This is a genomic window from Streptomyces sp. NPDC058291, assembly GCF_042880855.1.
Taxonomy (GTDB): Bacteria; Actinomycetota; Actinomycetes; order Streptomycetales; family Streptomycetaceae; genus Streptomyces.
The window spans coordinates 1-18,907 of the sequence record NZ_JBHVYK010000124.1; the positions used below are offsets into that span (position 1 = coordinate 1).

12 protein-coding genes and 5 pseudogenes are annotated in these 18,907 nt (G+C 68.9%); 9 read left to right on the top strand and 8 right to left on the bottom strand.

From position 1 onward, the window contains the following. Positions 1-139: 139 nt before the first annotated feature. Positions 140-817 (bottom strand): potassium channel family protein, encoded by a 678-nt coding sequence (locus ACFVYK_RS35545; protein ID WP_389780875.1) that lies wholly within the window; start codon positions 815-817, stop codon positions 140-142. Next, complete coding sequence (locus ACFVYK_RS35550) at positions 817-1,485, bottom strand: potassium channel family protein (RefSeq protein WP_389780876.1); 669 nt, start codon at positions 1,483-1,485, stop codon at positions 817-819. Before ACFVYK_RS35550 ends, ACFVYK_RS35545 begins: the two co-directional genes overlap by 1 nt. 439 nt (positions 1,486-1,924) lie before the next feature. Between ACFVYK_RS35550 and ACFVYK_RS35555 the strand changes: the two genes are divergently transcribed. After that, positions 1,925-4,012 carry an APC family permease gene (locus tag ACFVYK_RS35555; protein WP_389780877.1) on the top strand — a complete coding sequence of 696 codons (2,088 nt, stop codon included), beginning with the start codon at positions 1,925-1,927 and terminating at the stop codon, positions 4,010-4,012. 125 nt (positions 4,013-4,137) lie between these two features. Beyond that, complete coding sequence (locus ACFVYK_RS35560) at positions 4,138-5,478, top strand: class I SAM-dependent RNA methyltransferase (protein WP_389780878.1); 1,341 nt, start codon at positions 4,138-4,140, stop codon at positions 5,476-5,478. A gap of 483 nt (positions 5,479-5,961) precedes the next feature. On the opposite strand, the gene ACFVYK_RS35565 is transcribed toward ACFVYK_RS35560, so the two are convergent. Beyond that, the gene (locus ACFVYK_RS35565; RefSeq protein WP_389780879.1) at positions 5,962-6,897 is read right to left on the bottom strand and encodes an MBL fold metallo-hydrolase; all 936 of its coding nucleotides are present in this window, start codon (positions 6,895-6,897) and stop codon (positions 5,962-5,964) included. 8 nt (positions 6,898-6,905) lie between these two features. Then, positions 6,906-8,240: an MFS transporter gene (locus ACFVYK_RS35570; RefSeq protein WP_389780880.1), complete on the bottom strand. Its 1,335-nt coding sequence runs from the start codon at positions 8,238-8,240 to the stop codon at positions 6,906-6,908. A 148-nt stretch (positions 8,241-8,388) separates the two neighbouring features. Between ACFVYK_RS35570 and ACFVYK_RS35575 the strand changes: the two genes are divergently transcribed. From ACFVYK_RS35575 to ACFVYK_RS35585, 3 genes are all read left to right on the top strand, one after another. Further along, entirely contained in the window at positions 8,389-8,595 is a 207-nt protein-coding gene (locus tag ACFVYK_RS35575) for a hypothetical protein (RefSeq protein ID WP_031089454.1), read from the top strand. Then, positions 8,582-9,973 (top strand): amidase, encoded by a 1,392-nt coding sequence (locus tag ACFVYK_RS35580; RefSeq protein ID WP_389780881.1) that lies wholly within the window; start codon positions 8,582-8,584, stop codon positions 9,971-9,973. Before ACFVYK_RS35575 ends, ACFVYK_RS35580 begins: the two co-directional genes overlap by 14 nt. Positions 9,974-10,114: 141 nt before the next feature. Continuing rightward, positions 10,115-10,717, top strand: coding sequence for a TetR/AcrR family transcriptional regulator (locus ACFVYK_RS35585; protein ID WP_389780882.1), 603 nt, complete (start codon positions 10,115-10,117; stop codon positions 10,715-10,717). A gap of 555 nt (positions 10,718-11,272) precedes the next feature. On the opposite strand, the pseudogene ACFVYK_RS35590 reads toward ACFVYK_RS35585, so the two are convergent. The 3 pseudogenes from ACFVYK_RS35590 to ACFVYK_RS35600 form a co-directional block, all read right to left on the bottom strand. Then, positions 11,273-11,772, bottom strand: a pseudogene (locus ACFVYK_RS35590) (AAA family ATPase). A 791-nt stretch (positions 11,773-12,563) separates the two neighbouring features. Then, positions 12,564-12,917, bottom strand: a pseudogene (locus ACFVYK_RS35595) (transposase); the annotation flags it as partial. Beyond that, positions 12,881-13,320, bottom strand: a pseudogene (locus ACFVYK_RS35600) (hypothetical protein); the annotation flags it as partial. The pseudogenes ACFVYK_RS35600 and ACFVYK_RS35595, both read right to left, overlap by 37 nt. Before the next feature lie 587 nt (positions 13,321-13,907). On the opposite strand from ACFVYK_RS35600, the gene ACFVYK_RS35605 reads away from it, so the two are divergent. Next, positions 13,908-14,477 (top strand): TIGR03086 family metal-binding protein, encoded by a 570-nt coding sequence (locus ACFVYK_RS35605; protein ID WP_389780883.1) that lies wholly within the window; start codon positions 13,908-13,910, stop codon positions 14,475-14,477. A 166-nt stretch (positions 14,478-14,643) separates the two neighbouring features. Here ACFVYK_RS35605 and ACFVYK_RS35610 read toward each other — a convergent pair. After that, positions 14,644-15,431 (bottom strand): annotated as a pseudogene (locus ACFVYK_RS35610) (transposase family protein). 287 nt (positions 15,432-15,718) lie between these two features. Between ACFVYK_RS35610 and ACFVYK_RS35615 the strand changes: the two are divergent. From ACFVYK_RS35615 to ACFVYK_RS35625, 3 genes and pseudogenes are all read left to right on the top strand, one after another. Then, positions 15,719-16,486 carry an SDR family NAD(P)-dependent oxidoreductase gene (locus tag ACFVYK_RS35615; protein WP_389780884.1) on the top strand — a complete coding sequence of 256 codons (768 nt, stop codon included), beginning with the start codon at positions 15,719-15,721 and terminating at the stop codon, positions 16,484-16,486. Between the two features lie 177 nt (positions 16,487-16,663). Further along, entirely contained in the window at positions 16,664-17,587 is a 924-nt protein-coding gene (locus tag ACFVYK_RS35620) for an RNA polymerase sigma-70 factor (RefSeq protein ID WP_389780885.1), read from the top strand. A gap of 283 nt (positions 17,588-17,870) precedes the next feature. Next, positions 17,871-18,788 (top strand): annotated as a pseudogene (locus tag ACFVYK_RS35625) (IS701 family transposase); the annotation flags it as partial. Positions 18,789-18,907 lie beyond the last annotated feature (119 nt).

An 18,907-nucleotide genomic window follows, 5' to 3' on the forward strand; every position in this document is an offset into this window, starting at 1 on the left:
CACAACCAAAAACCCTCCACTGTCTCCCACATCTTGTCTCCGATTGGCTGGTTGGTGTGTTTTTGTTTCTACTTTGGTGGGGGGGGGGCGGCCCCGTCAGCGGGCCGCCCCCCCCCTCACCTGTGTCCGGGACCGCGGGTCAGCCGACGGTGTCGTCCTTGCGCACGGACAGCAGGTCCTCCAGCTGCTCCTCCCTGGCCTGGGCGGCCACGAAGAGGAGTTCGTCGCCCGCTTCGAGGGAGTCCTCGCGGGTCGGGGTCAGCACCCGGGTGCCCCGGATGATGGTCACCAGGGAGGTGTCCTCCGGCCACTCCACGTCGCCGACCTGGGTGCCGGCCAGCGCCGACTCCTCGGGCAGGGTCAGTTCGACGAGGTTGGCGTCGCCGTGGCTGAAACGCAGCAGCCGCACCAGGTCGCCGACGCTCACCGCCTCCTCGACCAGGGCCGACATCAGACGCGGGGTCGAGACGGCCACGTCCACACCCCACGACTCGTTGAAGAGCCACTCGTTCTTCGGGTTGTTGACGCGGGCCACGACGCGCGGGACGCCGTACTCCGTCTTGGCGAGCAGCGAGACGACCAGGTTGACCTTGTCGTCGCCGGTGGCGGCGATCACCACGTTGCAGCGCTGGAGCGCGGCCTCGTCCAGGGAGGTGATCTCACAGGCGTCGGCCAGCAGCCACTCCGCCTGCGGGACGCGCTCGACCGAGATGGCGGTCGGCGCCTTGTCGACGAGCAGGACCTCGTGGCCGTTCTCCAGCAGTTCGCCGGCGATCGAACGGCCGACGGCGCCGGCTCCGGCAATGGCGACCCTCATCAGTGACCGTCCTCCTTGGGGCCCTCGGCGAACGAGGCCTCGACCTTCTCGACCTCGTCGGTGCGCAGCATCACGTGCACCAGGTCGCCCTCCTGCAGAACGGTCTGCGAGGTGGGCAGCATCGCCTCGCCGAGGCGGGTCAGGAACGCCACGCGGACGCCCGTCTCCTCCTGCAGCTTGCTGATCTTGTGGCCGACCCAGGAGGCGGCGGCGTGCACCTCGGCGAGCTGGACGCCCCCGGTGGGGTCGCGCCACAGCGGCTCCGCGCCCGAGGGCAGCAACCGGCGCAGCATCTGGTCGGCCGTCCAGCGGACGGTGGCCACGGTGGGGATGCCCAGGCGCTGGTAGACCTCGGCGCGGCGGGGGTCGTAGATACGGGCGGCGACGTTCTCGATGCCGAACATCTCGCGGGCCACACGGGCGGCGATGATGTTGGAGTTGTCGCCGCTGGAGACCGCGGCGAACGCGCCGGCCTCCTCGATGCCCGCCTCGCGCAGGGTGTCCTGGTCGAAGCCGACGCCGGTCACACGACGGCCGCCGAAACCGGAGCCCAGTCGTCGGAAGGCGGTGGGGTCCTGGTCGATCACGGCGACCGTGTGCCCCTGTTGCTCCAGGGTCTGCGCGAGAGCGGAACCCACTCTGCCGCAGCCCATGATGACGATGTGCACGACCGTCCTTCCGAGGTCAAGAAGTCAAGAACTCAATGAGTTTTCTGGCCCGGCCATGGCGCTCGGCCTTGAACAGGGTCTCAGACCGCCGCCCAAGCTACACACGCGCGGTCCTCGCAGGGCACCCCTGTGCACGGTCGGCGCGCGGTTCGCGCGATCTAACGCCGGCTGATGCTCCACAGACTGAGGAAGGTAAGGATTCCGAGGCCGACAAGGGTTCCGATGGCGCCGATGATCTCCGCGGTCGTGTGCATGGAGCCTCCGAAGGGGCGTCAGCGGGCGGGGAATCGTCATATAGCCATGACGATCGACGAGGCCGCGGAATCCGCAGCCCGGGCCCGGCCGATTTCACCCGGGAGGCAGACGCGGCGAACCGTCACCCGGCTGAGCCTGGGGGAGGGTGGGCGGTCCCGTGTTCGAAGGCCTACGATCCTCTGTTGTGTCCAAACTGACCGACGTGCCCAAACGGATTCTGATCGGGCGTGCACTGCGCAGTGATCGACTCGGAGAAACGCTCCTGTCGAAGCGCATCGCCCTCCCCGTTTTCGCTTCCGACCCGCTGTCCTCCGTGGCCTACGCGCCCGGGGAGGTGCTGCTGGTCCTGTCCATCGCGGGCGTGTCGGCCTACCACTTCAGCCCGTGGATCGCCCTCGCGGTCGTCGTGCTGATGTTCACGGTGGTCGCCTCCTACCGACAGAACGTCCACGCCTATCCCAGCGGTGGCGGCGACTACGAGGTCGCCACCACCAACCTCGGCCCCAAGGCCGGTCTGACGGTGGCCAGCGCGCTGCTCGTCGACTACGTCCTCACCGTCGCCGTCTCCATCTCCTCCGGCATCGAGAACCTCGGCTCCGCGATCCCGTTCGTCGTCGAGCACAAGGTGGCCTGCGCGGTCGCCGTCATCGTGCTGCTGACGCTGATGAACCTGCGCGGCGTCAAGGAGTCCGGCAAGCTCTTCGCGATCCCCACCTACGTGTTCGTCGCGGGCGTCTTCATCATGATCGCCTGGGGCGCGTTCCGCGGGCTCGTCCTCGACGACACGATGCGGGCGCCCACCTCCCAGTACACGATCAAGGCCGAGCACCAGGGGCTGGCCGGTTTCGCTCTGGTCTTCCTGCTGCTGCGCGCCTTCTCCTCCGGCTGCGCCGCGCTCACCGGCGTCGAGGCGATCTCCAACGGCGTGCCGGCCTTCCGCAAGCCCAAGTCGAAGAACGCGGCGACCACGCTCGCGGCGATGGGGCTGCTGGCCGTCACCATGTTCTGCGGGATCATCGTCCTGGCGCTGGTCACCAAGGTCCGGATGGCCGAGAACCCGGCCACCGACCTGCTGAAGAACGGGGTCGGCGTCGGCGTCGACTACGTGCAGAACCCGGTGATCACCCAGGTCGCCGAGGCCGTCTTCGGCAAGGGCAGCTTCCTCTTCCTCGTGCTCGCCGCCGCCACCGCCCTGGTGCTGTTCCTGGCTGCGAACACCGCCTACAACGGCTTCCCGGTGCTCGGCTCGATCCTCGCCCAGGACCGCTACCTGCCCCGCCAGCTGCACACCCGCGGCGACCGCCTCGCCTTCTCCAACGGCATCGTGCTGCTGGCCGGCGCGGCCATGCTGCTGGTGGTCATCTACGGCGCCGACTCCACCCGGCTGATCCAGCTGTACATCGTCGGCGTGTTCGTGTCCTTCACGCTCAGCCAGACCGGCATGGTCCGCCACTGGAACCGCCACCTGGCGGTCGAGAAGGACCAGAACAAGCGCCGTCACATGATCCGCTCACGCGCGATCAACACCTTCGGCGCGTTCTTCACCGGCCTGGTGCTGGTCGTCGTCCTGCTCACCAAGTTCACCCACGGTGCCTGGGTCGCCCTGCTGGGCATGGTGATCTTCTACGGGACGATGACCGCGATCCGCCGCCACTACGACGGCGTGGCCGCCGAGATCGCCGCCCCCGAGGGCCCCAGCGACGACAGCGTCCGCCCCTCGCGCGTCCACTCGGTGCTGCTGATCTCCAAGATCCACCGCCCGACGCTGCGCGCCCTCGCCTACGCCAAGCTGATGCGCTCCGACACCCTGGAGGCGCTCACCGTCAACGTCGACCCGACCGAGACCAAGGCGCTGCGCGCGGAGTGGGAGCGGCGTGGGATCGACGTACCGCTGAAGGTGCTGGACTCGCCCTACCGCGAGGTCACGCGACCGGTCATCGAGTACGTCAAGAGCCTGCGCCGGGAGTCGCCGCGCGACGCCGTGTCGGTGATCATCCCCGAGTACGTGGTCGGCCACTGGTACGAGCACCTGCTGCACAACCAGAGCGCGCTGCGGCTCAAGGGCCGGCTGCTGTTCACCCCCGGCGTCATGGTCACGTCCGTCCCCTACCAGCTGCAGTCCTCCGAGGCGGCGAAGAAGCGGGCGCGCAAGCGGCAGGAGTGGAACGCCCCGGGTTCCGTGCGGCGCGGCCCGGCGCAGGTGGGACGTCCGAAGGAGCCGTCGGGGTCCGGCGGTCCCCAGAGCGCCCCGGGGCCGGACGAGAAGAACTGACCACCTGCTCCCGCGGCCCCTCGCCCTCGCGCACCGGCGCGTGGTGAACGGCCGGACGACAGCCACGTAGACTGGTGGGCTGTTGTCCGGCCGTTCCTCGTTCGACGTTGTGGAGTCCCCCCGCCATGCAGGCAGAACCGAAGAAGTCGCAGGCGGCCTCCCTCGTGGGCGAGGAGTACGAGGTCGAGATCGGCCCCGTCGCCCACGGCGGCCACTGCATCGCCCGCACCGAGGCCGGCCAGGTGCTGTTCGTCCGGCACACGCTGCCCGGCGAGCGGGTCGTGGCCAGGGTCACCGAGGGCGAGGAGGGCGCGCGCTTCCTGCGGGCCGACGCCGTACGCGTCCTGGAGCCGTCCAAGGACCGCGTCGAGGCGCCCTGCCCCTACGCCGGCCCCGGCCGCTGCGGCGGCTGCGACTGGCAGCACGCCAAGCCGGGCGCGCAGCGCCGCCTCAAGGGCGAGGTGATCGCCGAGCAGCTGCAGCGGCTCGCGGGCCTCACACCCGAGGAGGCCGGCTGGGACGGCACCGTGATGCCGGCGGAGGGCGACAAGCTCCCGGCCGGACAGGTGCCGCAGTGGCGCACCCGCGTGCAGTACGCGGTGGACGCCGACGGCAACGCCGGTCTGCGCCGCCACCGCTCGCACGAGGTCGAGCCGATCGAGCACTGCATGATCGCGGCCGAGGGCGTCAGCGAGCTGGGCATCGAGCAGCGCGACTGGTCGGGGATGGCGTCCGTCGACGCGATCGCCGCGACGGGCTCCCAGGACCGCATGGTCATCCTCGAACCGCGGCCCGGCGCCCGCCTTCCCCTCGTCGAGCTCGACAGGCCCGTCTCGGTCATGCGCGTCGAGGAGCACGACGGCGGGATCCACCGCGTCCACGGCCGCGGCTTCGTCCGCGAGCGCGCCGACGGCCGCACCCACCGCGTCGGCAGCGGCGGCTTCTGGCAGGTCCACCCGCAGGCCGCCGACACCCTCGTGAAGGCCGTCATGCAGGGCCTGCTGCCGCGCAAGGGCGACATGGCGCTCGACCTGTACTGCGGCGTCGGCCTCTTCGCCGGAGCGCTCGCCGACCGCCTCGGCGAGAAGGGCGCGGTCCTCGGCATCGAGTCCGGCAAGCGCGCCGTCGAGGACGCCCGGCACAACCTCGCCGGGTTCGAGCGGGTGCGTATCGAGCAGGGCAAGGTCGAGACCGTCCTGCCGCGCACCGGGATCACCGAGGTCGACCTCATCGTCCTGGACCCGCCGCGGGCGGGAGCGGGCAAGAAGACGGTGGAACACCTGTCGTCGCTGGGCGCCCGGAAGATCGCCTACGTGGCCTGCGACCCGGCCGCGCTGGCACGCGACCTGGCGTACTTCCGGGACGGCGGCTACCGGGTGCGGACGCTCCGGGCGTTCGATCTGTTCCCGATGACGTCGCACGTGGAGTGCGTGGCTATTTTGGAGCCTGCGGACAAGGGCGTATGACCTGCGGTTTTGTGGTCCGGGTGGGTCGCTCGACCTGTTTTTATCCGTGTAGCGGGTCGGGCAGACGCACTGCTTGTTCAAACTCGCCTGACCTGCGGTTACAGGGGGCGGCGGGGTTCGTACGAATGATGTCGGCGACGCGCATTCATCATTCTTGACGCTCGAATGACGCTCGATTCGCGAGACTGAAGCAGGGTCGCGTTGCTCGGCCGGCGAGGGGCGAGTGGGACCGGCACGTGGCCCTCGTTCGCGACGCGTCGGCGTGACTGACGCCCACGTGGGACAGCCGACAGCCGGCTTACGCAAAGGGCGCAAGCCGGTGATCGGTCATCACTTCCTCCGGCGCCATCGGTGACGACGGAGCGCATGCCGGAGGAGTCTCACATCCCCTCCCGGGCCGTCCGGTCGCGGACGCTCAGGACGTCACCCGCACGGACTCGGTGCGACTCGGTGCGCGGCCCGTCCCGGGTGCTTTGATCCGCTTCAGCCGCCGATGGGCGTGACCTCTGAGGGAGCCGGGGCCAGACGGTACCCGCCGTCCTCGCGTCGCACGTGTCCGGCGGTCGGCGGCGGGAAGTGGCTTCCCAGCAGGAGAGTTGACGTACCGGCCAGTGAGCCGAGCACCTGGTTCCGGGTCCTGGCCGCGAGTTCGGGAGCGACGTCCACACAGCTGCAGAGCTCCGGATGCGCCATCTGGACCGGGTGGTGGATGCTGTCGCCGGTGACCAGTGCGGTCTCGCCACGGCTGCTCAGTTCCACCGCTACCTGCCCCGGTGTGTGGCCGGGGGTGGGCAGCAGACGGATGCCCGGCGCGACGTAGGTGCCCTCGTCCGCGACATCGATGAGGTCGAACAGACCTGCCTCTCGGACGGGATGGACCGAGTCCCGGAACATCTGCCGACGCGCCTCCTCCATGTCGACCCCCGCCCAGTAGTCCCACTCGGTGCGTGAGGTGAGATAGCGCGCGTTCGGGAAGGTGGGCACCCAGGCGTCGCCCTCGGCACGCGTGTTCCACCCCACGTGGTCGGCGTGGAGGTGGGTCAGGACCACGACGTCGACGCTCTCCGGCGCGAAGCCCGCCGCCCGTAGCCGTACCTCGTAGTCGCTGTTCAGGTTGTGCCAGGCGGGGTTGGAGCGCCGCTTCCCGTTTCCGATGCCGGTGTCCACCAGCACCCGCATGCCGTCCACCTCGACGGCGAAGCTGTGACTCGCCAGGCGCAGGACGCCTTGTTCGTCGGCGAATTCGGGGCTCAGCCAGGGAGTCCGGCTCACGAGGTCGGTGGTTGCCCCGGGCAGCAGCCACGGACCGGTCTGGGCGGGCAGGGCCACTTCGTCGATGCGTCGTACGGTGTGGTTGCCCACCGTCCAGGAAGAGGCGGGGGGAGTAGTGGACTTGGTCGTCTGCGATGAGGTGAACACGGCGATCCTTATCTGTTATGGGTCGCGAGGACGGAGATGTCTGGAGCGGGTGTGTCGGGTGTGTCGGGTGAGGCGGATGTGTAGTTGCTCGTTGCCGGGCGGGAGTGGGCGTCCGGGGACGGTGTCCGGCGCCGACTGCGCAGCGGCGCGGTCAGCGTCGCGACTGCGACGGTCGCCAGTACGGCCACGCAGCCGGCATGGGCCAGTGCTGCCGCACGCAGCCCGAAGCCGGCGGTGAGGGCGCCGGCGCCGATGGCGGGCAGACTCATGGCCAGGTAGCTGAGTACGTAATAGGAGGCGAGCGTGCCGCCCTTCTCCCGGGCCGGGACCGAGCCGACGACCGCGCGCAGCGCACCCTGGGAGACGGCTCCGAAGCCGAACCCGGCCAGCGCCGCCCCGGCGAAGAGCAGTACGGGGCCGGCGAGATAGAGGGCAGCCAGGGTCAGGACGGCCGCCGGAATCACCGCGCAGCTCCCGAGAAGAGCGGAGACGCCGGCACGCATCCTGCGCGTGAAGTACACCGTCGGGGCGGCGACGGCCGTCAGCGTGAAGAAGACCAGGCCGTCGGCGTATTCGGGTCCGCCGGGGGAGATGAGCCGTGTGAAGCCCGGTCCCAGGGACGAGTAGAAGCCGCCGAGTGCCCAGACGGCGACGACGCCGGCGCCGTTGAGCAGGAGAGCGTGGGCGGCCGCCGACGGCAGCGCCAGGTGGGGCCGCGTCGAGCGCAGTGCTCCGGGACGGCGGCGGACGGTCTCGGACGTCGAGACCAGGGCGATGGCCTGCGCGGCGAACACGGCGATCAGGGCCGCGTACACCGTGATCGCCGGAACGGGGGCGAAACGCACCATGAGGGTGGCTGCCAGGACGCCGGCCGCCATGCCCGTCACCGGCGCGATGCTGTTGGCCAGAGCGGGGCGCCCCGGCCGGGCGGGGTCTTCCAGGTCGAGGAGAGCCGCACCTGCTGCGCTGGTCGCCGCGCCGGTCGCGATGCCCTGCAGCACGCGGGCGCCGATCAGGGTGGTCAGGCCGTCGGCCGTCGCGAACAGTGCCATGGAGACGACCTGGACCGCGAGCGCGCCCAGGAGCACGGGGCGGCGTCCGACATGGTCGGAAAGGGTTCCGGTCGTCAGCAGTGCGATCAGGAGTGCCAGAGCGTAGGCGCTGAAGACCACCGTGATGTCGAGGGCCGACAACTGCCACTGAGCCTGGTAGCGGGGGTACAGCGGGGTCGGCGCGCTGGATGCGGCGAGCAGCGCGATGAGGATCGAGGTGTGCAAGGCGAACGGCAGGCGTCCGGATGGGGAGGTGCGGGGAGGCGTGAGGCCCGCGGGGACGCTCTGCATGAGGGTCCTTCCTGCGCTAAAAGCGATTGGTTTGCTTTAAGGCACCGTAGGCCCTACGATCGACTAAAGCAAATGATTCGCTTTTACGGTGGTCGGAGGTCCTGTACCAGCTCCGGCCCGTCGCGCCGCACAGATCCGGAAGGAAGCCATGACCAGCGAACTCACCCCCCAAGAGGCAGCCCGAGGGGCGCTGCGGGCGGGGCTCCCCCTCGGGGACGGCCGACATGAAGAAGTGGCCATGACGGCCAACTACATCCATTCCGTGATCAGCACGTTGCGCGAGCTCGATTTCGGCGAGACCCCTCCCGCGTCCTCCTACCGAGCCGGACAGGGGAACGCCGATGCAACCGTTTGAGCTGTCGCTGACCGAAGCCTCCCGCGCGGTGCGCGCACGGGAGCTGTCCCCCGTCGAACTCACCGAATCGGTGCTCGCCCGTATTGACGCCGTCGAAGGACGGCTGGGCGCCTACGTCACCGTCGCCGCCGACGCGGCCCTGGCCGCAGCGGTCCGCGCCGAACGGGAGATCTCCGGAAGCGGACCGCGCGGGCCGCTGCACGGGATCCCCATGGCGCTCAAGGATCTGATCGACGCAGAGGGGGTACCCACCACGGCGAGCTCGCACGTCCGGGCAGGGCACGTGGCGGAACGCGACAGCCGGGTGGCCGAACGGCTCGGCGCCGCCGGGGCCGTCCTCCTGGGCAAGACGCACACGCACGAGTTCGCCTACGGCCTGATCACTCCGCAGACGAACAACGCCTGGGACCACAGCCGGGTCGCGGGCGGGTCGAGCGGCGGCTCGGCGGTAGCTGTCGCCGCCGGCGGGGCGACGTTCGCCATGGGCACGGACACGGGCGGTTCCATCCGGGTCCCCGCGGCCCTGAACGGCGTGGTGGGCCTCAAGCCGACCTACGGCCTGGTCCCACGCACAGGCGTGACCTCGCTGTCCTGGTCCCTGGACCACGTGGGCCCTCTCACCCGCACCGTCCAGGACGTCGCCCTGGTGCTGTCGGCGACCGCCGGCCACGACCCGCGCGACCCGGCGAGCGTGTCCGGCCCCACGCTGGACCGCTTCCCGGGAGGCGACCTGCGAGGACTGAAGGTCGGCGTACCGCGGAACCACTACTTCGACCGGGTCACGCCCGAGGTCGAGGAGTCCGTACGCGGCGCGATCGAGCGGCTGGCGGAGCTGGGGGCGGAGCTCGTCGACGTCGAGATCCCGATGGCGCGCTACATCCAGGCCGTTCAGTGGGGGCTGATGGTTCCCGAGGCCACCGCTTACCACGAGCGGTCGCTGCGCGCCACCCCCGACCTGTACGCGGCGGACGTTCGCATCCTGCTGGAGGCCGGCGAACTCACCTCTGCGGGCGACTACCTCCGCGCCCAGCGGGCCCGCACCATGATGCGAGACGCCTGGGCTCGCATGTTCGACGGAATCGACGTCCTCGCCGCGCCGACGGTGCCGATGACCGCCGCCGAGGCGGGGCAGGAAGCAGTCGAGTGGGCCGATGGCACGACCGAGGCCGTGTCGGACAGCTACGTCCGCCTCTGTGCCCCCGCCAACATCACCGGCGTCCCGGCCCTCACCCTGCCGGTCGGTCACGACCGCGCCGGACTGCCGATCGGTATGCAGCTGATGGCGCGCCCCTTCCACGACGCGACGGTGCTCCGTGTGGGCCGGGTCTACGAGGAGTCGGTGGCCGGCGCGGGGCGGCTTGCTCCCCTCGCTGCCTGAGGGAAGGCGCACGTTCCAACCGGCATGCGGTCGCGTCGCCGCAGGGCGTCCGCCGTGCTCGGGCGCCCGGATGCGCAGCCCTGCGGGTCGCCGACGCCGGCCACCGCCTAGAAGCAACAAATTCGCATTAAGGTGGATCGCATGAGTCCCAAGCCCATGGCCCGCCCCGGCGGGCGCAGCGCACGCGTACAGGAGTCCGTCCATGCGGCGGTACGTGAACTCGTAGGGGAGGTGGGCCGCGACGCGCTCACGGTCCCGATGGTGGCCACTCGGGCGGGCGTGACTCCCTCCACGATCTACCGTCGTTGGGGCGACCTGCAGGAACTCCTGTCCGACGTGGCCGTCGAACGACTGCGCCCGGAAACGGATCCGGCCGATCTCGGAAGCCTGCGGGCCGATCTCGACGGGTGGGCGGAACAGTTCCTCGACGAGATGGCCTCACCGACCGGGCGCGCCTACATCCGGGACGCCCTGCTCGGCGACCCCGACGGCACCAATGCCGGTCAGTGTTCGGCGTATGCCGCAGAGCAGATCGACGCCGTGTTGGCCCGTGCGGTGCAGCGCGGGGAGCCGGTGCCCGAGACGGAACTGCTGATCGACCGTGTCGTGGCACCGATCATGTACCGCATCCTCTTCCGCCCTGGCCGACTGGACGCCGCATACGCGCGCGAGCTCGTGACGAACGCCGTGTACGCCCTGCAGATCGAGGCCGGCTCTCGGCCCACCCAGGCCGCCGCCCCGTGACGCTCGAAGAAACCCGACAGCTGACCACTTCGCTCATCGGGCGGTCCGGCCACCGGGCCGTGGAGGCCAAACGGCTGGCTGTACCGGCAGGGGTCCTGAAATCCCCAGCGATGACCGATCCCAGGACGTAGCCCTGGGGCGTGACGCCCGTTTGACGCTCCGTGCGCACGAAGGACCCTTCAGTGGAGGAGAAAATGCCCCTGACCTGGTGTTATACGAGATCCATCCTGCCGGGACATCTTTCCGATGACGTCGCACGTGGAGTGCGTGGCGATTCTGGAGCCGGTCCGAGAGGGCGTCTGACCTGCATGTTCTGGGCAATGACTGTCGGTTCGGACTCTTTTCGTGGTCGCAACAGGTGGACGTGGGGAACGCTGCCTGAGCTGCGGTTTCCGGTGCCCCGGTGGCGGTTTGTGCGCAAGGTCCCGGCAATTTCTGACGCACGGATGAGGCCCGTTCTGATGGCGTGTCAGGCGTGATTCGAGGGCTGCTGGCTCATGGCCGGCTGGCTGGTTTCGGCAGCCGGGCTGCGCGGTGACCTGGGTCAGCCGCCCTTCAGACGCGCGCGGCCGGGAGGTTGTCGAGAATCACTGAGAGCCCGATGCGCGGAGTCTCCACCCGCACGGCGTGGTCGAGTGCCTCGACCGTCCAGACGTCGTACCCGGCCTTGGGGCGCGCGGCCTCTCTGGCCCGCACAACCGCGATAGAGGGGCCAGCACGACGACGAACAGCGGTCGGGTGGTGCACCCTGGCGACATACCGGGTCAGTCCGTCGCCCAGGATGATGTCCTTGAGGACCGTGGGCAACCGTGGTGCGCGTACTCGTCGGCTACGAGCGCGGAAAGCCGGTAGCGAAGGTCCAGCTGGGCCCGGGCCTCCGTGGTTTCCTCGGGTGACAGTTCCTCCCGGCCGGAGACCACCATCCGCCGGAAGACGTCACCGCGCACGTCGGCGGCCCGGGGCAGCTGCCCGGCCAGGAGTTCGGCCACGGTGGACTTCCCCGACGCCATCATGCCGGTGATCAGGACGACTGCGGGACCCGGATCGGTACCCATTCGGACCTTTTTCCCAGGAATGGCGACAGCGTGCAGGGGCGTCCGCACCGCAACGACGTTGCCTTCTTGCAGGCGCACGTGACCTCACCCCAACCAAAGGTGGGGGTATCAGGGACATCGTGCCCAGAACAAGGGGTGTCGCCATTGCCTTCGGGTACGAACTCCTCCCGTTCGACGGTTAGCCCGGCCTACGGCATCCGCGCGCAGTTGGAGTGCCACGCCATGGCTATGAGGGCTCGACGGCGTCATACCGCTCCTGCGGTCAGTTCACCGTCGTGCTCGACGCGGGAGCCCAGGATCTCGCCTGCCTCCTGTGCGCGAGGCAGTACGGCACTGGCGAGGATGCCGCGTGGGAGTTCATCGGCTCCAGCAAGCACGTCAGCATCACAGACGGAGGCGGCGCCCTCAACGGCTGTAGCAGCTGCGGCGCCTACTCCGTGATCAGCACTCCGTTGGCCGGCTCGCCCGGAGAGGACTCCTGGATTTGCTTCGACTGCGGATCAACGCACGAAGGCGTCTGCACCTTCTGTGACCAGGCCGCCGAACTCGTCCCCGACATGGACATGTGTGGCGGGCTACGAGATCCGCCTGGCCAACTTCTGAGGGTGTAGTCGGAGGTCAGGGTACGGCGATCCGATCGACCCGATCCGGGAATCGGCCAGGGGTGCGTCTTGCACCACCGGTGCTCGCGACCAAGGACCTGGTGGTGGCCCACGACCGGATCCGGGCTGGGCACACTCTCCTCCTTCACGCGCACTCTAGGTACTTAGAAGTCGTTTTCTTTCGTGGTTTCATCGCTGAATCCGCTGGTTAGTCGGCTTTGCCGGGTCACGCCAGGAGATGGTGTTCCCGCCGGTGAGCTGACGGGTCATGAGGTCGGTCATGGCGATGTGGATCAGGGCTTCGGAGCGGGCGGCGCGGGTTTCGTAGTCGCGGGCCAGTCGGCGGTGAAGCATGAGCCAGCCGTAGGTCCGCTCGACCGCCCACCGCTTCGGGATCGGGGTGAATCCCCTGGTCCCAGGCTTGCGTTAAGTGATTTCCATGTCGATGCCGAGGGTGGCGGCGTGCCCGACGAGGTGCTGGCGGTAGCCGCCGTCGACCCACGCCGCCCGCAGTCGCCCTCCAGGTCCATCAGCACCGGCTTGGCCGGCCGTCGCCCGATCGCCCGCAGGAAGCCGCAGAACACATCGAGTCGCTCCTGGCCCTGCAGCTCCCGCAGATCAACGTCGAAGTCAATCTCATCCGCCGCATGGAAGCGGAAGATCGCCAGCACACCGGCTGTTGGCCAAACTCGCAGGTCCGGGCACTCGGCATCAGCCGGGCGGGACAACACTGCTCCTGCCCAGGGCATCGGCATCACGACCTCGCCCTCGGAATACCGGCACTTCCAGCCGCTCTCGCTGATCAGGTCGAGGACCGCCTGCCAGTCCTCCATCGAGGCGTCAGGGACACGCACGTCCGGCAGCGACCCCATCTCATCAAGGTCGAAGAAGTACTCGTGTCATCCCACAACAGATCAGAAACCCCGCCATGCTGCCCGGCACCGATCCTCAACGCAGCCCGATTTCCTTGACGAAACCCATAGGGGCACCCCGCCCCCCCTCTGGGCACCGGTCCCCGACTCCCCGCCAACCCGCTCCGGAGCCTGCCGAGAGGCCCGGCACCGCCGCGCAGCGCGCAGCCGATCAGCCACCCGCACCCATCCCGGACCCCGGCCCCGACCCGCGTACCGGACGGCGCACCCTCGGCTCCGGCCAGCCACCGCCCGACTGACACCACCCCGCAGCACCCCTCACGGCGCACCACCAGGAGCACGCTCCGGTGGCGCGCCGTAGGTCATCTGACAGACCTACAGCGCCGGGCACACACATACCAGGCGCGGCGGCCCGGGACCGATCCGTGGGCGCGCTTCCCCGCCCTGCACCCTCGGGCCCGTGCCCGTCAGGGTCGGGGGTTCCTGAAAGTTCGGTGTGTGCGACGGTCCGCCCCCGGTCGGTTGACCTGTGACAGCAAAGATTGTCGCTTTGACAGCGAAGTTTGACCGACGTCGGTGTGGGCGGTGAGCGGGCACGTCTTTCTCCGGACGGCCGGAAAACCGTTGGGCCGCTCGACGGGTGCAGCCGTAGTCTCGCCCGGTGACTACCCCCTCTGTTGAAAATCTCGCACGCGCATGTGAAGCCGTCGGTGAACTGATCGCCGAGATCCGCGCCGCGCAGTGGAAGGCGCCGACGCCGTGCACGGAATGGAATGTGCGTGAGGTGGTCGACCACCTGGTCGGCATGGACCTGGTGTTCGCAGCCATGATCGAGGGTGGCCCGATGCCCGAACGCGGGGCAGACCGCCTCGGTGACGACGCGGTCGGAGCTTACCGGTCCTCGAGTGCTCTGCTGCAGGCCGCCTTCTCCCGTCCGGGGGTACTCGAGCGGAGTTATCGCGGCCCCTTCGGTAGCGCCACGGGCGCCGAGCGCTTGCAGATCCGCCTGTACGATCTGCTCGCTCACGGATGGGACCTCGCTCAGGCCACCGGCATCCCTGCCCGGCTGCCCGCAGATGTTGCCGAGCAGAGCCTGGCGTTCGCTCAGGTCCAACTCTCCACCCAGTCCCGAACGGGACGAATGGCCGAGCCCCAGCCCGTCGAGAAGACCGCTCCTGCCATCGATCGGCTTGCCGCGTTTCTCGGACGGCCAGTCCCACCGCAACTGTGAGAGCTGAAACTTCCGCAATGGATCAATCTTCGCTGTTGTAGGTCATCGGTATCCTGAGCCGAAGCACAATGGTTGTCACCTTCCGGACGGGGCGAGCTGGCGGTTCGCTCTCGTGAAGCAAGCTGGTTTTCACCACTGAGGCATTGCGTTTGTCGCTGAACCTCTTTCATCCTGAATAGTCGCAGGTCAATAGTGTGTGGATGGCTTGGACGGCGGTGCCGATACGCCGGGTTGAACATCGGGCTCGCCGTAACAGTGGCCAGGACTTCAGCTGTGCGAAGGCGCGCTCGCCGGGAGCCCGCAGCCGGGCGTGTTCACGGTTGAACTGCTGGTAGTGCTCGGGCTGTTCGTGGTGGTAGTAGGGGGTGCGGACGGTGGCGCCGGCACCCTGGTAGGCCCGGTCGGCGAGCACGAGGATCTGCCGGGTCAGGCACGCTTGGACGATGCCGTGGACGCGGGCCGCGGTGAGGTCGTGGGTCCGTCCCGGTGTCGCGCGCGACAACCACAGCGGGGTTCCGTCCGGGGCCGCGATGACCTGTACGTTCATGCTTGCTGCTTGTGTTTTCTGCGAGTAGTACGGCTCGTTCGCCTTGATGCGGTCGGTCGGGATGAGCGTCCCGTCGACGATGACGTAGTCCCCCTCGCCCAGGCCCACCAGGGCCTCGTGCAGGCCCGGCGCCCAGGCGGCCAGGACCCGGAGCGTCTCGTCGACCGCCTCCGACACCCCGAACCCGGCGCCGGCCTGTGCGAACGTTTCGTTCTTCCGCAGGTGGGCCAGTGTCAGCAGGGCTTGCTTGAAGCAGCTCAACTTCCGCCGCGGTGAGCGAAGTTCACGCCTTCGGGTGTAGATGAGCCAGGAGACATGCTCGACCAGCTCGTGCGGGACGTCGAGCGTGGAAGGATACGGAACCAACGAAGCCCCCCGACCGTCGGCGTGTTGAGTGAGATCATCACACCAACGACGAGGGGCTTCGCCACGTCACCCACCTGACCAGCCTGTTTCACTCCTCAGACCCCAGGATGAAAGAGGTTCAGTAACGGCCATTTTGCAGCTTTTCTGTCACCGGTTTCTGCTTCGTGAACCTCGAAGGCGAGTAGACCGTCCTGCCTGACTCTGACCAGATCGCCTCGACCGAGAACAGTTGATTCTGCCCGCCTGTCAGAGACGACCGGGCTGTCTCGTCTCAGGTTGCGAAGACAGGTTCTGAGAAGAACCCCACCTCGACAACAGGGAGCTGGGCATGAGCGAGCGGACGACACATCAGAAGGTCGCGCTGGTTACCGGGGCGAACAAGGGGATCGGTCGTGGGGTTGCCGAGCAACTCGCTGCGCTGGGCATGACGGTCCTGATCGGTGCCAGAGACCTGCGGCGCGGTGAGGAAGCCGCTGTGGCGGTGCGCGCGGCCGGCGGAGACGCGCACGCCGTCGCCTTGGACGTCACCGATCAGGCCACCGTCCAGGAGGCCGCGAAGCAGGTTGAGGAGCGCTTCGGCTACCTCGACGTACTGATCAACAACGCCGGCATCACCGGCTCTGGGCAGGTCTCGCCCGAAGAGGCCCACGACCAAGTCCCCAGCTCTGTCGACTTGGACATGGTCCGGGCGGTGTTCGAGACCAACGTCTTCGGGGTGATTGCGGTGACCAACGCCATGATTCCACTGCTGCGGCGGTCGCCGGCGCCACGCATCGTCAACGTCAGCAGCCACGCCGCGTCGTTGAGTCTCACCAGCGATCCGGACGGCCCCTTCGCGGCACTGCTGCCGTCGGCTGCATATTCGCCGTCCAAGAGCGCACTGACCGCGCTGACCGTGCAGTACGCCAATGAGCTGCGGAAGGACGGCATCCTTGTCAACGCAGTCGCCCCCGGCTTCGTCGACACGGACAGCAACAACCACACCGGATTCCTTACGGTCGCGCAGTGTGCCGCAGGCGTGGTGCGCCTGGCCATGCTCGGCGCGGATGGCCCGACCGCCGGATTCTTCAGTGAGGAGGGCCCGGTGCCCTGGTGATGGTGGCCCTGGACAGCGGGGCGTTCTGCGGGCCGGGCGCCATAGCCGGTCCGCAGGTGCCCGGCCCTGCTGCCGGCCACACGACAGGCAGTGGTAATTGATGGCCGAGGGGCGCGGCTTCTCCAGCTGGGAGCCGACGCCACCCTCGTGGCGGCAGAGATTCAAGGAGGAGCCGGCGTGACGAAGACGGAAGAGTTCCAGGACCTGCGGCCGCTGCTGTTCTCGATCGCCTACCGGATTCTGGGCAGTGTGAGCGAGGCCGAGGACGCGGTCCAGGAGACCTGGCTGCGCTACCAGGCCACCTCCACCCAGCCCGGGTCGGCCAAGGCGTTCCTGTCGACCGTGGTCACCCGGATCTCGATCGACGTGCTGCGCTCAGCCCGCGTCCGGCGGGAGGAGTATGTCGGACCGTGGCTCCCCGAGCCGCTGCTGACCGACCCGTACGAGGATCCGGCGCGGTCGGCGGAGCTGGCGGACTCGCTGTCGATGGCGGCCCTGCTCCTGCTGGAGAGGCTCACCCCTCTCGAACGCGCGGTCTTCGTGTTGCGGGAGGTGTTCGCCTTCGGCTTCCCGGAGATCGCATCGGCCGTGGGGCGATCGGAGGCGGCGTGCCACCAGCTCGCGGTGCGGGCGCGCCGTCACATGGACGCGGGCCGGGCCCGGTTCGAGGCGGACCGGAAGGAGCGCGAGGAACTCGCCGAACGGTTCTTTGACGCCTTTCGGGAAGGGGATGTCGACGGGCTGGCCGAGCTGCTGGCCGCCGACGTGTCGATGATCGGCGACAGTGGCGGCAAGGCCCCGCGGTTCAAGCCGGTCGTCCTTGGTGCCGGGCACGTGGTCCGGGTGCTCGCGGCGTTCGTGCCGCTGGTTATCAGGAGCGGTGGTGTCGTGGAGCCGCGGCAGGTGAACAGCCAGCCGGGCGCGATCTTCCGCGACCGGGACGGCCAGGTCCTCAGCATCTGGGCGCTCGACGTACTCGACGGCCAGATCCAGACAATCCACACGGTGAACAACCCCGATAAGCTCGGGCACGTCGGTCCAGTAGCGGACGCCTGGGTGGCTCTCCGTGAGGCGAACCAGGCAGACCGGCCCAAAGATTGACCGAAGAGCCGACTGCGCTCCAGGGCTGGGTTGCAGGGTCTCAGGCCGACACCGGCGGGCTGGCGTAACGGAGGTGCCTGGGCTGTCCTCGCCCCCCCGTACGGGTTGGCCGCGATGGTCGGCACCCACCAAGGGGCCATATTGGGTGACACCTACCCGAGAAGCTCGAACCGGTTGCCACCGACACTCAGGGCGTTCTCGCTGGTCATCCTGGTAGTGCTTCGTTACGTTGGGTGATCTCTGCTGGTGGTGGGCATCCTCTCCGGTATGAGGTTGGGGGGAGGTGGAACGGCTCCGGGGTGAGTTATCGGAGTTCGTTGCCGATGTGTTCGCTTCCGTGCCGCGGCGGGATCAGTGGCGGTGGGGTGAGTGTTATCTGCGGGGTCTGATGCTGGACGGTCGGCGGAAGTCGGTCCAGCCGATGGCTGAGCGGCTGCCGGACGGGAACATGCAGGCCCTGCAGCAGTTCGTGAACCAGTCGCCGTGGGATCCGCGGCCGGTGCGGCGGCGGATCGCCGAGCGGCTGGTCGAGGCGATCACGCCCGAGGTGTGGGTGATCGACGACGTGTCGTTCCCCAAGTGCGGCACCGCGTCGCTGGGGGTGGCCCGGCAGTGCTGCGGGGCGGTCGGCAAGCGGGCGAATTGCCAGGTCGCGGTCAGCGTCCATGCCGCCACCGACACCGCGTCCTGCTCGCTGGACTGGCAGTTGTATCTGCCGCGCGAGTTGGCGGATGAGCCGGACCGCCGCCGCAGGGCCGGAGTCCCCGACGGCACCGGCCACCAGGAGAAGTGGCGTCTGGCGCTTGGCCTGCTCGCCACACTCGCCGCCTGGCGGTTGAAGGCGCCGGTGGTGGTCGCCGATGCCGGCTACGGCGTCAGCACCCCATTCCGGCTCGGTCTCGAGCAGCGAGGGCTGGCCTATGTCCTGGCCCTGACCGGAAAGGAAGTCGCCCATCCGGAGGATGCCGAGCCGCATCGGCCCGCTTATGGCGGGCTCGGGCCGCCGACGCTGCCCCGTTACCGCATCCCACCGCGGGCCGTCTCCGCCCTCGCAGTCGAGGCCGGTGCCGGCCGGTTCACCGAGGTGACCTGGCGCCAGGGCAGCAAAGGCGCGATGAGCTTGCGGTTCGCGGTGCTGAGGGTCTGTCAAGCGAGCGGCTCTGTCTCACATTCGGTGGTGATGGAGAGAAATGAGGGTCGTTGACCTGATGTGATGGGTGTCAACGAGCTTGTGCAGACGGTGTTTTCGGGTCTGTCCCCGCTGGTCATGGAGGATGTGGTCGACGAGGGTGAGCGGATCGTGGTGCGGGCCCGGACGCC

Coding starts and splice junctions, on each gene's coding strand:
- ACFVYK_RS35575 (WP_031089454.1), top strand. CDS start 8,389: ATGACCAGCGAACTCACCCCCCAAGAGGCAGCCCGAGGGGCGCTGCGG.
- ACFVYK_RS35545 (WP_389780875.1), bottom strand. CDS start 817: ATGAGGGTCGCCATTGCCGGAGCCGGCGCCGTCGGCCGTTCGATCGCC.
- ACFVYK_RS35585 (WP_389780882.1), top strand. CDS start 10,115: ATGAGTCCCAAGCCCATGGCCCGCCCCGGCGGGCGCAGCGCACGCGTA.
- ACFVYK_RS35560 (WP_389780878.1), top strand. CDS start 4,138: ATGCAGGCAGAACCGAAGAAGTCGCAGGCGGCCTCCCTCGTGGGCGAG.
- ACFVYK_RS35570 (WP_389780880.1), bottom strand. CDS start 8,240: ATGCAGAGCGTCCCCGCGGGCCTCACGCCTCCCCGCACCTCCCCATCC.
- ACFVYK_RS35615 (WP_389780884.1), top strand. CDS start 15,719: ATGAGCGAGCGGACGACACATCAGAAGGTCGCGCTGGTTACCGGGGCG.
- ACFVYK_RS35580 (WP_389780881.1), top strand. CDS start 8,582: ATGCAACCGTTTGAGCTGTCGCTGACCGAAGCCTCCCGCGCGGTGCGC.